Annotated in this window: 12 protein-coding genes; 9 read left to right on the top strand and 3 right to left on the bottom strand. The window is 58.2% G+C overall.

All coding sequences use genetic code 11. The features are described from left to right. Positions 1–23 precede the first annotated feature (23 nt). The 5 genes from HMPREF2708_RS08540 (at position 24) to HMPREF2708_RS08520 (ending at position 7,231) form a co-directional block, all read left to right on the top strand. Positions 24–1,469: an MFS transporter gene (locus tag HMPREF2708_RS08540; RefSeq protein WP_083321903.1), complete on the top strand. Its 1,446-nt coding sequence runs from the start codon at positions 24–26 to the stop codon at positions 1,467–1,469. Between the two features lie 338 nt (positions 1,470–1,807). Then, positions 1,808–2,824 (top strand): class 1b ribonucleoside-diphosphate reductase subunit beta, encoded by a 1,017-nt coding sequence (gene nrdF / locus HMPREF2708_RS08535; protein WP_016422253.1) that lies wholly within the window; start codon positions 1,808–1,810, stop codon positions 2,822–2,824. Positions 2,825–3,152: 328 nt separating this feature from the next. Next, the gene (gene ctaD, locus HMPREF2708_RS08530) at positions 3,153–4,853 is read left to right on the top strand and encodes an aa3-type cytochrome oxidase subunit I (protein ID WP_070833882.1); all 1,701 of its coding nucleotides are present in this window, start codon (positions 3,153–3,155) and stop codon (positions 4,851–4,853) included. Positions 4,854–5,141: 288 nt separating this feature from the next. Beyond that, a complete protein-coding gene (serB, locus tag HMPREF2708_RS08525) occupies positions 5,142–6,434 on the top strand; it encodes a phosphoserine phosphatase SerB (RefSeq protein ID WP_070833934.1) in 1,293 nt (430 codons plus the stop codon). After that, complete coding sequence (locus tag HMPREF2708_RS08520) at positions 6,434–7,231, top strand: aminoacyl-tRNA hydrolase (protein ID WP_070833881.1); 798 nt, start codon at positions 6,434–6,436, stop codon at positions 7,229–7,231. Before serB ends, HMPREF2708_RS08520 begins: the two co-directional genes overlap by 1 nt. On the opposite strand, the gene HMPREF2708_RS08515 is transcribed toward HMPREF2708_RS08520, so the two are convergent. From HMPREF2708_RS08515 to HMPREF2708_RS08505, 3 genes are all read right to left on the bottom strand, one after another. Next, entirely contained in the window at positions 7,228–8,811 is a 1,584-nt protein-coding gene (locus HMPREF2708_RS08515; RefSeq protein ID WP_070833880.1) for an AMP-binding protein, read from the bottom strand. The two genes, HMPREF2708_RS08520 and HMPREF2708_RS08515, sit on opposite strands and share 4 nt — an antisense overlap. 182 nt (positions 8,812–8,993) lie before the next feature. Further along, positions 8,994–11,087: an ATP-dependent DNA helicase gene (locus HMPREF2708_RS08510; RefSeq protein ID WP_070833879.1), complete on the bottom strand. Its 2,094-nt coding sequence runs from the start codon at positions 11,085–11,087 to the stop codon at positions 8,994–8,996. Between the two features lie 14 nt (positions 11,088–11,101). Beyond that, complete coding sequence (locus HMPREF2708_RS08505) at positions 11,102–12,412, bottom strand: nicotinate phosphoribosyltransferase (protein ID WP_016422259.1); 1,311 nt, start codon at positions 12,410–12,412, stop codon at positions 11,102–11,104. Between the two features lie 81 nt (positions 12,413–12,493). Here HMPREF2708_RS08505 and clpS point away from each other — a divergent pair, with 81 nt between their 5' ends. The 4 genes from clpS to HMPREF2708_RS08485 all read left to right on the top strand — a co-directional run bounded on the left by clpS (position 12,494) and on the right by HMPREF2708_RS08485 (position 15,249). Further along, positions 12,494–12,787 carry an ATP-dependent Clp protease adapter ClpS gene (gene clpS, locus HMPREF2708_RS08500; RefSeq protein WP_005511165.1) on the top strand — a complete coding sequence of 98 codons (294 nt, stop codon included), beginning with the start codon at positions 12,494–12,496 and terminating at the stop codon, positions 12,785–12,787. A gap of 30 nt (positions 12,788–12,817) precedes the next feature. Beyond that, the gene (locus HMPREF2708_RS08495; protein ID WP_070833878.1) at positions 12,818–13,369 is read left to right on the top strand and encodes a DUF2017 domain-containing protein; all 552 of its coding nucleotides are present in this window, start codon (positions 12,818–12,820) and stop codon (positions 13,367–13,369) included. A gap of 85 nt (positions 13,370–13,454) precedes the next feature. Continuing rightward, complete coding sequence (locus HMPREF2708_RS08490) at positions 13,455–14,558, top strand: P1 family peptidase (protein ID WP_070833877.1); 1,104 nt, start codon at positions 13,455–13,457, stop codon at positions 14,556–14,558. Positions 14,559–14,574: 16 nt separating this feature from the next. Beyond that, complete coding sequence (locus HMPREF2708_RS08485) at positions 14,575–15,249, top strand: rhomboid family intramembrane serine protease (RefSeq protein WP_070833876.1); 675 nt, start codon at positions 14,575–14,577, stop codon at positions 15,247–15,249. Positions 15,250–15,296 lie beyond the last annotated feature (47 nt).

Genomic DNA, 15,296 nt, shown 5'->3' with positions numbered 1-15,296 from the left:
AAGTGTGAAATAGGTACAGTGCGATGAGCAATCCCGCCAGCAATACCAGCTTGAATGTGAACCCCTCTCAAAGCGCAGCGTCCAACGCTGCCGCGCCAAACCCGAAGGCCGCAGTCCCGGTCTTGCTGTTTTCCTTTGTATTCTGTTTGGTCTTGGACAATGGCTTTAAGTTCATGACCAAGCCGATTGCGGAATCTCTGGATCTCAGTGTCTCCACGGCCAGTCTGCAGGCGACACTCGCCGGTATTTTGATTGGCATTGGAGCGGTGGTGTACGCCGCATTGGCGGACAGTATCAGTATCCGCAAATTGATGATTGTCGGTATTGGCTTTGTCGCCGTGGGCTCTCTACTGGGTTATTTCTTCCAGGGCGTATGGCCAATGGTGCTTACTGCCCGCATTATTCAAACTGCCGGTCTGGCGGCGGCTGAGACACTCTACGTCATCTATGTCACCAAGTACCTAAGCCCAGAAGATCAGAAAACCTACCTCGGCTTTTCCACCGCAGCTTTCCAAGCTGCGCTGCTGATTGGAACGTTGACCTCGGGAATCGTGGCTACCTACATTTCCTGGCCGGCTATGTTCCTGATTTCGCTCATTCTGATAGTTGCCATTCCGTTCCTGATCAAGACAGTTCCGGAGGAGCAACAGAAGAAGAGTCACCTGGATATCTTTGGCTTGTTCCTCATCGCGGTCATCGCCACTGCGGTGATGCTGTTCATGCAGCAGTTCCAATGGTGGTGGCTGGCAGCTGCTGCGCTGGGTGTCGTGCTCTTTGTCTCGCACATCCGGACACACGACAACGCCGTGGTCAGCCCGTCGTTCTTTACCAATGCCCGCTACGTTTGCGCACTGATTGTTGTGCTCGTGGTTTACATGGTCCAGTTGGGGTATTCGGCCATTCTGTTGCCGTATATGGTCGACGAACTCTATGGCATCAACCTCGACGGTGCTGCCTATATTCTCGCGCCGGGCTATCTCTGCGCGGTCATCGTTGGTGTAATGTCGGGCAAGGTTGCCAAGTTCCTGTCTTCGAGGCAGGCTATTGTCGCTGCCATCAGCATTATTATCGTCGCACTGCTCATTCCTGCGGTGCTGCCGGGAGCCGGTGTCTCCACGGTTATCGTGTCTATGATTCTGTTCCCATCAGGGTTCGCGCTCATGTATGCGCCGTTGGTCGCGACCGCACTGCAGAACATTCCTGCGGCCAAGTCCGGTGTCGCAATCGGTTTCTACAATCTGACTATCAACATCGCCGTCCCGGTTGGCATTGCGTTAACGGCTATGCTTGTTGATTCTCGACCGGCCTTCTTCAGCGCCCTTTCCATAGCGCAGTCTGAAGCAGAAGGGGTCTCCGCTACCATCGCTTGGTTGCTGGCGCTCATGGCTGTCGTAGGTTTGCTGGTGTACGTCATCTCCGACCGCATCATCAACGACACCGCAGAAAACCGCGAGAAGGTCGAAGCCTAGGTTTACGCAACATCTTGCGCTTGGTGCTTGACGACGGACATTGCGTCGTCAAGCACCTTTTTCTTTGTGTGACGTGGGCGCCTGAGGGGAGAGGGTACAAATAAAAGGCGTTCATTGGAGAGATGGCCAACGGCGGTGTGCTGAAAGAGGGCAGTGTGGGTAAGCTGCTAAGGGTAGTGGCTCCTTTCATCGGGAGCCTGACGTTTTGTAGTGGGACAAGGCTGGAATAGCCACCGCTGCAGCCGCTGTTTTGAACTCACTAAGCGTGAAGGACGTTCCTTATATATAAGGTGTGTTCGAAAAACGGCAATTTCAATGAAAAAGGGAGAGGTTTCCACGTGAGTTTCGATGATTGCCCACCCTCGACTCCGGCCCACCGTGAGAAGAATCCAGAGTCGCGTGCATGCCCAGTTGCGGCTATTGACTGGAACACGATTCCTGATGACAAGGATCTCGAGGTTTGGGATCGTCTGACCGGTAACTTCTGGTTGCCGGAAAAGGTGCCGCTGTCGAATGACATCAAGAGCTGGAATACGCTCAACGCGCTGGAGCAGCGCACCACGATGCGCGTGTTCACTGGTCTGACCATGTTGGACACCATCCAGGGCACAGTTGGCGCAGTATCGCTGATCCCGGATGCGCTGACTCCGCACGAGGAAGCTGTGTACACCAATATCGCCTTTATGGAATCGGTGCACGCAAAAAGCTACTCGTCGATTTTCCAGACGCTGGCGTCGACTCCTGAAATCCAGGATGCGTTCCGTTGGGGCGAGGAGAATGAGTACCTGCAGAAGAAGGCCAAGATCATCCTCGACTACTACGAGGGCGATAACCCGCAGAAGAAGAAGGTCGCTTCCACTTTGCTGGAGTCCTTCCTGTTCTACTCGGGCTTCTACCTGCCGATGTACTGGTCCAGCCACGCCAAGCTGACCAACACCGCGGACATTATTCGCCTGATTATTCGTGATGAGGCAGTTCACGGTTACTACATCGGTTACAAGTACCAGCGCAACCTGGAGCGTCTGACCCAGGCTGAACGTGACGAGCTGAAGGATTACACCTTCGATCTCATGTTTGATCTCTACGACAACGAGATTCAGTACACCGAAGAGATGTATGACGAGCTCGGTTGGACCGAGGATGTCAAGCGTTTCCTGCGTTACAACGGCAACAAGGCTCTGAACAACTTGGGCTATGAGGGTATGTTCCCGGCCGACGAGACTCGAGTTTCGCCGTCAATCCTGTCGGCTCTGTCGCCGAATGCTGACGAAAACCACGACTTCTTCTCAGGTTCCGGTTCTTCCTACGTCATGGGTAAGGCTGAAGTAACCGAGGATGAGGACTGGGACTTCTAAAAGCACAGGTGTAGGGAACATTCCGCACCGAGCCCTACTCTGGTGACAGCACACACGGGGGTAGTAGTCCTAGCCTCGACGGTTCCTGCTAAAAAGGCGTTAGCCCAGGTTAAGACAATTCTCAGGAAACTAATAGTGTGCTTAGCTGAGTGGGGAAGTGGGCCGGAAAATCCCTTGGCCTTAACTTTTTCCAAGGTTCAGACTAGAATCTGGCACATAGTGGTAGGTGGTTTCGCCGTCGCGTACTCACCTGCACTATTCTCACAAGGACAAAACTTCAAATCCCTGTAGTGAGTTACAGGAAATCTTCGCGTAGTAAGGAGGAAGAATGACTGCAGTAGCGCCTCGTCCAGATCATGGCGTTGTAGCGCCGGAACGGCCGCAGCCGTTCGGACATGAGCGTAAGGGCAGCTGGGCGTGGGAAATGCTGACCACGACCGACCACAAGAAACTGGGCATTATGTACATCATTATGTCCTTCTCGTTCTTCTTTGTCGGCGGTCTGATGGCTCTGCTTATCCGTGCTGAGCTCTTCGCCCCAGGACTTCAGTTCCTTTCTAACGAGCAGTTCAACCAGATGTTCACCATGCACGGCACGGTGATGCTGCTTCTGTTCGGTACCCCGATTGTTTGGGGTTTTGCTAACTACATTCTGCCGCTTCAGATTGGTGCTCCGGACGTGGCTTTCCCGCGTCTGAACAGTTTCGGCTTCTGGCTGACAACTATTGGCGGCATTCTGATGTTGTCGGGTTTTCTGACTCCGGGTGGTGCTGCTGACTTCGGTTGGACTATGTACTCTCCGCTGTCTGACCCGATTCACTCCCCGGGTGTCGGTTCTGACCTGTGGATTGTCGGTGTCGGTGTCGGTGGTGTCGGTACTATCGCTTCCGCTATTAACATGACCACCACTGTCCTGTGCCTCCGCGCACCGGGCATGACCATGTTCCGTATGCCAATCTTCACCTGGAACATCCTGGTTACCTCGATTCTGGCTCTGCTGATCTTCCCGATTCTGACTGCAGCTGCTCTTGGTGTTCTGTACGACCGTAAGCTGGGCGGTCACATTTACGACCCGGCAAACGGTGGCGCCATGCTGTGGCAGCACCTGTTCTGGTTCTTCGGTCACCCAGAGGTCTACGTTCTGCTGTTGCCGTTCGTGGGCATCATTACTGAGGTTGTTCCGGTCTTCTCCCGTAAGCCGCTGTTCGGCTACGCAGGTATGGTCTTCGCAACCCTGTCTATTGCAGGTCTGTCCATGGCTGTGTGGGCGCACCACATGTTCGTGACCGGTGGCGTTCTGCTTCCGTTCTTCTCGTTCATGACCTTCCTGATTTCGGTCCCGACCGGTGTTAAGTTCATCAACTGGATGGGTACAATGTGGCGTGGCCACATGACCTTCGAGGCCCCGATGACCTTCGCTCTCGGCTTCATCGTGACCTTCCTGTTCGGTGGTCTGACCGGTATTATGCTGGCAGCCCCGCCGCTGGACTTCCACGTCTCTGACACCTACTTCGTCGTGGCACACTTCCACTACACTCTGTTCGGTACCCTGGTCTTCGCTTCCTACTCGGGCGTTTACTTCTGGTTCCCGAAGATGACCGGACGTATGCTCGATGAGAAGCTGGCAAAGGTTCACTTCTGGCTGACCTTCATCGGCTTTAACCTGACCTTCCTGGTTCAGCACTGGCTGGGTAACGAGGGTATGCCGCGTCGTTACGCCGACTACCTCGAGACTGACGGTTTCACCACCCTGAACATGATTTCCACCGTTGGTGCGTTCATCCTGGGTCTGTCTGTTATCCCGTTTGTCTGGAACGTCTTCAAGTCCTGGCGCTACGGTGAGGTCGTCACTGTTGATGACCCGTGGGGTTACGGTAACTCTCTCGAGTGGGCTACCTCTTGCCCGCCGCCGCGCCACAACTTCACCTCGATGCCGCGCATCCGCTCGGAGCGCCCGGCGTTCGAGCTGCACTACCCGCACATGGTTGAGCGTCAGCGCGCAGAAGCCCACGTTGGTCGCCAGCTCTAAGAGCTAGTGGCTACATGGCTGATGCAACTCTGAGTTAATAACTACGCGAAGCTACGGCCCCATCACGGATCTCCGTGATGGGGCCGTAGTCTTGTCTTTGAGAGTCTTTCCTATGGAAGGCGCAGTAAGGGGGCAGGGAGCGCAGGGAGCGCACCAAGGGAGCTGAAGGGGAGCGCAGCGGAGAGTAGGGGGGGGCGACAGCTAATGGCTGCGACTGACCACCCTCCGAAGTGCGGTATCCCGCAATGCGATGAGCACTCTGCCGGGGCTTCATGCGATACTGGATTGGTGAATGAACAGGTAATTACCTCTCCCAGTCAGTCCGCAGATTCCGATGCCTTGTCGGTTTCGTTAGCACCGGGACTAGCTCCGGTGCTTATTACCGCTGTTGGCCGAGACCGCCCGGGTGTCTCGGCAGCCTTCTTCCGTGTGCTCGCGGCCCACGGAGTTCAGATTCTTGATGTGGAGCAGTCGGTGTTCCGCTCTAATTTGAGTCTCGGTGCGCTTGTTGGCGTCACAGAAGAGAAGGTCGGCGTCCTGCGTGAGGGGCTCATTGAAACACTGAAGCCTCACGGCATGACAGTCAGTTTCCAGCTTGATGCCCCGATTGAGCGCAGCGATGGATCTACCCACGCACTTGTCGTATTGGGCAATCCGGTCAATGCTGAGGATATTTCCCGTATCGGCCGTACTCTCGCAGATTACGGTGCAAACATCGATTCCATTCGCGGTATTGCTGACTACCCAGTTACTGGCCTGGAGCTGCTTGTCTCTATTCCGGACCCGAAGCCGGGTGCGGGCATTCCGCTGCGTAAGGCGCTGGCCGAGCTTGCACAGGACCAGGACATTGACATCGCAATTGAACGCGCAGGTTTGCAGCGCCGATCCAAGCGCTTGATTTGCTTCGATGTGGACTCCACTTTGATTACCGGTGAGGTCATTGAGATGCTGGCCGCCCACGCTGGTCGCGAAGCGGAGGTTGCAGCGGTTACAGAGCGCGCTATGCGCGGTGAACTGGACTTCGCTGAGTCATTGCACGAGCGAGTTAAGGCTCTGGCAGGCCTGCCGGTCAGCGTCCTTGAGGAAGTTACCAACTCCATCGAGCTGACCCCTGGCGCCCGCACTACGATCCGCACGCTGAAGCGCCTCGGTTACAAGTGTGGTGCTGTCTCCGGTGGCTTTATCCAGATTCTGGAGCCACTGGCAAAGGATCTCGGCCTGGACTTTTACAAGGCCAATACCCTCGAGATTGCGGACGGAAAGCTGACTGGCCGCGTGATCGGCGGTGTCGTCGATAGGCAGGAAAAGGCCCGCAGTCTTAAGGCGTTCGCCGCGGAGTCTGGGCTTCAGATGCACCAGACCGTCGCTGTCGGCGATGGCGCCAATGACATCGATATGCTGTCAGTTGCGGGCCTCGGTATTGCTTTCAACGCGAAGCCGGCGCTGAAGGAAATCGCTGACACGTCGGTCAACGTTCCATTCATGGACTCGATTTTGTTCATGTTGGGCATTTCCCGCGATGAAATCGACGATGCCGACCGCGAAGATGGCACCTTCCGCCGCGTGCCGTTGGAGCAGTAGTGCGACGCGAGGATCACAAGAATCCCGCTGTCACGGACGCATCATCGGTGCCGGAGTGGTTCCGCATTGCCCATAGCCTCCTGCCGCAACCCGATAGGGAAGACCATGGCGAGGATGTGCCGTGGGCAATGGCTATTGTGCTTGAGATTCCGAAGAAGGAACGCCCCTCGCGCACTGCGCTGCTCCGCGCCGCCGCGATGGCTGTTGTTGCTTGTTGCCTCGACGAGCGCGCAGGCGATGACACTTCGGCCTATCAACAAGGCCTGGTGTCTTGGTACGGTGAGCGCATCCGCAAGCTCACACGTCGCGCTCGCAATATCGGCTGGCAACGCGCTCAGCTTGCACCGGGTGTCACCGTGGACGTCGACGGCGCGCAAGCTCGCGCACTAGTGCCAACTCCTGTCGACGAAACCTACCCGGACATTGCCAAACTACAAATTTCCGGCACCGATTTGCCTTACGACGACCCGGAGACCACATCTCCCGACGACTCGGGCAACCGTGGGAGTGCTGACACCTTTGCTCCGCCAGTGATTTGGGTGGACAAAAACCTGAATATGTCCGTAGGAAAGGTAGCCGCACAAGTTGGACACGGCTCAATGCTCTATGCGGCCAGCCTGTCGGTCGAGGAAGCGTGGGCGTGGGCTCGGACTGGGTATGCGCTGAAGGTGAAAGAAATACCACGCGAGCAGTGGCCAGCGCCAGAGCTCCGCGCGGTAGAGGTTCAGGATGCCGGGTTTACTGAGATTGCACCCGGTTCAGTGACTGTGGCTGTGACTCCTGGGGCGGCAGCTTAAAGCTGAGCGCGTGCTGCCTCCATGGCCTTGAGGTCCTTCCGCAGGATCTTGCCCGTTGCCGACTTCGGGATTTCCTCCATGAATTCGACGACCCGCACCTTCTTGTACGGTGCGACGCGGTCGGCGACGTAGTCCATAATCTCGTCTTCAGTCACCTGCTTGCCTGCCTTGAGGACGACGTAAGCCTTTGGAATCTCCTCGCCGTCGGAGCGAATGACACCGCTGCAGGCGGCATCGGCAATATCCGGGTGGCTGAGCAGCACGGACTCGAGCTCAGCCGGCGGAACCTGGTAGCCCTTGTACTTAATCAGTTCCTTGAAGCGGTCGACGATGTACGCATTGCCGTGTTCGTCGAGTTCCGCAACGTCGCCGGTACGCAACCAACCGTCGACAAGTGTTTCTGCCGTAGCTTCTGGGTTGTTGAGGTAGCCCTTCATGACCTGCGGACCGTAAACCCACAGTTCGCCTGGCTTCGAGCGCCCCTCGGAGGGGACTGGAATCTCCTCGAAGCCGTCGGCTTCGAGGTCCACGATTTTGTATTGGGTATTGGGCACCGCGCGGCCGATGGAATCCAGCGGGCTGTCGTGGCCTATGCGGATATGTGCGGCGGGCGAGGACTCGGTCATGCCGTAGCCCTGGGCAACGACGCAGTCGAGGCGCTTTTCCACTTGTTCTGCGAGATCGAGTTGCAGGGATGCTGCGCCGGAGAAAACTATCTCCAGGCTGGACAAGTCGAAGGAATCGACAGCAGGATGCTTGGCCAGGCCAACCGCTACCGGTGGTGCGATGAAGGCGAACTTAGCCTTGTGCTCGGCGATGATAGAGAGGAAGTCCACGAAGTCGAACTTGCCCATGGTGTACTGCGTCGTGCGACGCCACAGGGACAGGTTCAGGAGTGCAGTCAGGCCGTAGATGTGGAAGAACGGCAGGATGGTCACTGCCGGAGTGTCCTCGGTCAATGCCTCGACAGTTGCTGCTCCTGCCTGAGCCACGTTGGCAACAAGATTGCGATGCGTGAGTTGGACGCCCTTTGGCACACCAGTGGTGCCAGAAGAAAACGGAATCACGGCAACATCATCGGGTGATACCTCGACATCCGGGGCTGCGTGTCCCTCTGCAAGCAGCTCGCCCATGCCGTGGAGACCCGTCAGGCCGATAATCATCTCTTCCGGGAGACCAGCGGCCTCAGCGCCGTTAGCACCGGCCCAACCAATCGACGAAGTCGTCAGCATCATCTTGGCGTCAGAGATACGCAGCTGCTTTTCAACGTCCTCGGCAGTTGCCAGCGATGCAACCGTCGTGCAGACAGCCCCCGCGCGCAGGACACCGTGAAGAGCGACCGCGAAGGTTGTCGAGTTGGGGCAGTGGAGAGCCACAACGTCGCCCTTCTTAATCCCACGTGCTGCCAGCGCACCCGCGAACTTCTCAATGCTGGCCTTCAGATCACCGAAGGTGACCTCGGAGCCTGAGTCAACGATTGCAAGCTTGTCCTGGTGACGCGGCTCAATTTCTCCGAATAGGAACTCAAAGAGCGAGGTCTCCGGGATGTCGATGTCGGGGAGGTTGCTGGAAAGGGGCATGCAGGAAATCGCCTTTCTAATCTCGCGCACGGCTGCCAAGTGCCCTGCATCATTAGCTAGGTCGCTGCAGCAGTGCTGTGTTTCACATCACAATAATGTATTGGATAGAAAAGCGTGGGATTTTTTAAGAAATTATGCCTGATCCAGCATCACCTCGTGAGGTCAGACAGCTCCCCCCTGAATCAGCTTTGGGTCAGCCGCTGCAACGCTCCAGCCGCAATATCCAGGCTGGTTGTCCGCCAGAAGTCCGGCATCGACGCGGCAATCCAGGATCCATAGCGCGCAGTCGCCAACCGTGAATCCAGCACCGCAACAACCCCGCGGTCATCGACTTGACGTAGCAGACGACCAGAGCCCTGCGCCATCAGCAGCGCCGCATGTGTCGCCGAGACCTCCATAAAGCCGTTTCGTCCCGCCGCATTGGCGGCATCGGATCTTGCGGACAGCAGCGGATCATCAGGGCGTGGGAACGGAATGCGGTCAATAATCACACACGACAGGTTGGGGCCAGGAACATCGACGCCTTGCCACAGCGTCAGCGTGCCAAACAAACATGTCTGTGGATTAGCTGCGAAGCGATCAACCAGAGCGCCGATAGAGTCATCGCCTTGGCACAGGACGTCGTAAGGCAGGCGCTTGCGCATTTCCTCCGCCGCTGCCTCGGCGCCTCGGCGAGAAGAAAACAACCCCAGCGTTCGCCCACCAGCGGCGCGGATGAGGCGTTCCATGATCGCGAACTGCTCTGGTGTGGCGCCGTCGCGTCCCGGGCGAGGCAGGTCGCGTGCGACGTAGAGGATGCCAGATTTCTGCGGGTCAAAGGGCGTGCCGACGTCCAAGCCATCCCACCCGCCGGAGGGAAGCCCCCAGGCAGCGGCCATAGCATCGAACTTGCCACCAAGAGCAAGTGTTGCTGAGGTCAAAACGACGGTGGATTCGCCGAAGAGGCGTTCGCGAAGCAGTGCTGCGATGGACAGGGGAGCGACATAAACTGTCTTGTTCTCGCCAAGCCATACGACATCGTCGCTGCTGAACTCTAGAATCCGGACGACAGTGTCGTGCATATTCTCCACGGCTGCGCGGACGGTCTGACGTTCAGTGTTGTCAGAGTCGGAACCCGAACCACCGGGGCCCGACCCGCCAGAGTTGCCTGAGCCAGAGGTGCCCAGCGTGGTTTGCAGTTGCCACAGGCTATCGCGGAGCGAAGCTAGTGCCGCTCCCAGCTCGCCGGGAATTTCTTCGAGTGCGCCGCTGTAGGCGTCGGCAAGCAATGCGACGGTCTCGCCGAGTAGATCCGTGGCATCGGTGACATCATCGACCTGCTCTGCGGCGCCGAATTTGCGGGCGCGCCGGGCCATCATGGTGATACCGGCAGGGGAGAGCTCGTCGGTGGCAACGGAGGTGATTCGACCGTCGAGCTCGTGAGCCTCGTCAATGACGACGCAGTCGTGCTGCGGCAAGATCATGGCGTCGGAGAGCGCATCGATGGCCAACAGTGCGTGGTTGGTGACAACGATGTCGACGTTGGAGGCCTCACGGCGGGCTTGTTCGGCGAAACACTCCTCGCCGAAAGGGCAGGAAATGGCACCGACGCATTCGCGGGCCGTGACGGAGACCTGCCGCCAGGCTTCGTTGGAGACGCCCTTGTCCAGGCTGTCGCGGTCGCCGGTGTCGGTGTCATTGGCCCACTCGCGTAGCCGCATGACCTCGGCAGCGGTTCGGCTGAGCTGCGCTTCGCTGAGTAGAGCAGTTGGGCCGCCCATACCGGTCGGCTCGGATTCATCACCGTCCATGACGGGATCTTTGATGACATTTCCGACCTTGGATTTGCACAGGTAGTTTGACCGGCCTTTGAGGATTGCGAAGGTGGGCGTGCGGGACAAGTGTGGCTCTAGCGAACTGACTAGCCGCGGCAAGTCGCGTTCGACCAGCTGGCGTTGCAGCGCAATGGTCGCTGTGGAAACGATTACTGACTCGTCGGACTCCATTGCTTGCACAATGGCGGGCACCAGGTAGGCCAGTGACTTACCAGTACCGGTACCGGCCTGTACCGCTAGGTGTCGCTCGCGCGCAAAGGCGGAGGCCACCGACCGGGACATTTTGACCTGATTCGGGCGAGTTGTTCCGCCGAGTCCCTTCACTGCTGCATCGAGAAGAGCTTCGATGCTATCCGAGTCATGGACGCTGGCTCTCGGTGAAGTTAGCTCGTCTGCACCATCAACGTCCTCAAAGTCGTCCGATAGCTCAGCAAAATCTGCGTGCTCGGGAGTATCCGACACAGTTCCCCCGCCGCCTAAACGCCGTGGAAGCGGACGGACAGTACCGGCTCGTCACGGGAAAGTGCGAGCCCCTCCCACGGGAGGCTGACCAGCGCCTTAACCAAGTGATCGCGGGACTCCTCCAAGGTCGGTAGACCATCGACGACCTCGCCATCGCGCATCATCGGAATGGTTAGATCGCGGTAGTGCAGGTTGCCCACATCCGGGATTTCCGAGCCGAGCGGGAAAGCGATTTCCTCCACGGCGGTACCGGAACGGCGGCAGGTACGAATCGCCGCCTTCACGCCACCGTGGCTTCGCTTGTCCAACGAGCGCTTGGCGACGGGCACCCCATCAACTTCGACCATTTTGTAGACCAGTCCTGCAGTCGGTGCGCCCGAGCCAGTGACTACAGAGGTGCCCACACCGTAGACATCGACCGGCTCGGCCCTCAGCGCCGCAATGGCGAACTCGTCGAGGTCAGAGGACACTACGATGTTGGTGTTGTGTGCGCCCAGCGAGTCCAGCTGCTGACGCACCTGGCGAGCGAGAACTCCAAGGTCACCGGAGTCAATACGTACACCGCCGAGTTCCGGACCCGCGACCTCAATGGCCGTATTGACGCCCTCGGTGATGTCGTAGGTATCCACCAACAAAGTGGTGTCGGTCCCCAGCGTGTCAATCTGAGCTTTGAAGGCTGCAGCCTCGTTTGTCGTGCCATCTGGGTTGGTGTGTAACAGAGTCCACGCGTGCGCAGCGGTACCGGAGGCTGGGATGTTGTACCGTGCCGCTGCCTCCAAGTTGGAGGTGGCGCTAAAACCTGCCAGGTAGGCGGCGCGGGCAGCGGTCACAGCTGCTTCTTCATGAGTACGACGCGAACCCATTTCAATAATCGGACGTCCGCCGGCGGCCGTGACCATTCGGGTCGCTGCCGAGGCAATGGCGGAGTCCGCATTGAGAATGGAGAGAATAACAGTCTCCAAAATGACGCACTCGGCGAAAGTGCCTCGCACCGTCAAAATGGGCGAGGCGGGGAAGTAGAGCTCTCCTTCGCGGTAGCCGTCGACTTGGCCGCTGAAGGAATAGTTACGCAGGTAATCCAGCGTCCGGTCATCGAGGAAGTCCAGCGAAGCCAGCTGTTCCTCGGTGAAGCGGAAGTTGCGGATAGCATCCAATACACGCGCTGTACCAGCCACAACGCCATAGCGGCGCTCATTCGGCAGACGACGGCCAAACACCTCGAAGGCGACCTGGCGCTCGCCGGATCCGTCGGCAAGCGATGCCTGCAGCATCGTCAGCTCGTACTTATCGGTGAGAAGGGCGGTGGAGGAATGCTTATCAATCACGGTCAATAGTCTAGTCGGCTGAAGCTATCCGGGGCAGTCGGTTCCGGCGAGCGCGCGCCACTACGTACTATCCTGGTGCCTATGAGCATGCCAGCAGCAACACCGATGCCCACTATGGATGCCGATGTCGTGACGGAATCGAACCGACCCTGGCAGTGCATTGTGTGGGATGACCAGGTTAATTCGATGAGTTATGTCACCTACGTGTTCCAGATGCTTTTCGGCATGGACCGAAAGAAGGCGCACGCGCTGATGATGACGGTTCACACGGAGGGTAAGGCAATCGTGTCTTCCGGTGAGCGTGACAAGGTGGAGGCCGATGTGAAGAAGCTCCACAAGGCGGGCTTGTGGGCAACAATGGAGCAGGCTGACTAAGCCGATATTCGACAGCGGGAGAGAATTTACATGCGTCCTTGGAAGCGCAAGCGATCCCTTCTCGGCGGTGGCGTCAAGTACGTCACGGCTTTTGAAGGCACGGAGCGGGATTTGCTGCTGAATCTGGCTGCTACTGTGGCGGACTCGCTGATGGAGCGAGCCCGGTCGGCACCGAAGGATGAGCTCGCGGAAATGACGGGAATGCCCGTCGGACACTCCGAGGCCCCAGCCGATCCTAAGCTTGCGCGACTGTTGCCGGACTTCACCAAGCCGGGTGAGGAGAGCGTGGAGGGGGAAAACGCCCTCATGCGCCAGCTGCATGAGTCGGAGATTGTAGAGAGCAAGCTCCATTCCCTGCGTGCGATTATCGACGCCCTGGAGCCCGCCGAGTCGGGGCAGGTTTCCATTTCGGAAAGCGATGCCCATGCCTGGGTTGCAGGTATCAATGACCTACGTATTTACCTGCACGTTTCCATGGAGAACCTCAATGGCTCCATCGAGCAGATTGAGCAGACCGACGCGATGTACCAGTGGCTGTCCTACAACCAAGAGTCACTGCTGGATCAGCTCATGGGTGAGTAGCGAATCGGAGCAAAACCCCGAAAAGTTGCAGTAATCAACTGAGGCTAACTGCCATGAACTGTGGTGAAAGGTGCCGTGGTCGACAATGAATTCTGAGATTTTCGCAATCAGCCCCACCGATATTCGACACCAAGCCAGCAGTGCTGCGCTGGGCACGAGCATCGACATTGGCGCAGGATGTCTCGACTCCATTGACGGCATCTCTATCGGCCATGCTGCTGAGGGGGATACCGGAGTCACCGTCATCGCCGCTCCAGGCGGTGCTGTCGGCGCTGTCGATGTCCGCGGTGGCGGTCCCGGCACTCGCGAGACCGACCTGCTCGCACCGGAGAATACCGTCGAACGCGCCCACGCTGTCGTGTTGGCTGGCGGCTCCGCGTACGGCCTCGCAGCTGCCGACGGAGTTATGCGCGAACTGCGCGATCGCGGCATTGGCTTTGAGGTCACTCCAACTCGTCCAGATATCCTCGTGCCCATCGTTCCCGGTGCTGTCATATTCGACTTGCTGTTGGGTGAGCCGACGCTGCCCACCGCTGAACTCGGGCGCGAGGCGTTGTCGCACGCGCTTGACGACGTTCCGGAGGACACTCCCTCCGGAACAGTAGGTGTCGGTGTCGGCGCTATGGCCGGGGCAATCAAGGGTGGTTTTGGACAAGCCCGTGTGACCTCCGCCGATGGTAAGTACTTTGTGGCTGCCGCAATGGTGGTTAACTCCTTTGGTGCGGTCATTGGCCCGGAGGGACGCCTCTACGGAATGCCAGCGGCTGCCGGTGCCAGCAAGGAGGCATTGGCCCAGTTGGACCAGGTTTTCGTCGGTAGAACCAAGATTCTCGCCGATGCGGCTGGCGACGGGGAGTCGTCGGCAAGCACGCGAAACACGACGATTGGCACGTTGATAACCAATGCGCCGGTGACAACTGCGCAGTTGAAGCGGTTGGCGATGTGCGGTCATGATGGGCTGGCACGAGCGATTCGGCCGGCTCATGCACCGATGGACGGTGACACGCTGTTTGCGCTCAGCTCGGCCGAGGCAGCGGATAGCGAAAACGCTGAACCCGTGGGCTCGGATGTGGTGGCCCTGTTGGCTGCGATGGCGGCCGATGCGGTGCAGATGGCTATTGTCGATGCCGTGATGAGTGCAACGGGACGCGCGGGTGTAGCCGCGCTGTCAGAGATGCTGGACAAGTAGTGAGGGAAGTTCGCCAATGAATCCGCAATGGAGCTCGGGACAACAGCAGAATTACCAGAACTATGCGCAGTACCCGATGGGCGGTCCCGTGCAGACGCGGCGGAATAATCAGATTGTTCCACAGGATCGCGACGGCGGGCTCGGGGCGGCCATCAGTACGGCTATTGGGTACCTGGTACTTATCTGGACGGTCTTTCTTGTCAACGAATTCATCTTTGGTGGGGCGCTGAACAACTTCGGTGTGCGCCCACGCGAAACCTCGACTCTGTGGGGAATCTTGACCGCACCGCTGCTGCACGCAGATTACGGGCATATTGTGGCGAACTCTCTGCCCGGGGCGTTGTTCGCCGGTTTGATTGCAATGTCGTCGAAGCGGTTATTTTGGCAGGTCACACTCTTGATTACGGTCGTTGGTGGCGGTCTGACATGGTTGGTCGGCGGTGTAAATACCGTCCACATCGGTGCGTCCGGCCTGATTTACGGCTGGCTGGCATTTTTGGTCGTGCGCGGTTTTGTGAACCGCCGGGTGATGCAGATTATTTTGGGCGTGATTCTGGCATCGATGTACTCGGGCCTTATCTGGGGAGTGCTGCCAACACAGATGGCTGTTAGTTGGCAGATGCACCTCTTCGGTGGGCTTGCGGGCATCTGGGCTGCGGTGATGTTTAAGCGCGGTCGCGCACGTGGCTAAGAGTGCACGTCGCTAAGAGCCCGAGGTAAGCGGCATCAACTCCTGGC

The organism is Corynebacterium sp. HMSC073H12 (assembly GCF_001837775.1).
GTDB lineage: Bacteria > Actinomycetota > Actinomycetes > Mycobacteriales > Mycobacteriaceae > Corynebacterium > Corynebacterium amycolatum.
This window is presented reverse-complemented; position numbering and strand designations above follow the sequence as displayed.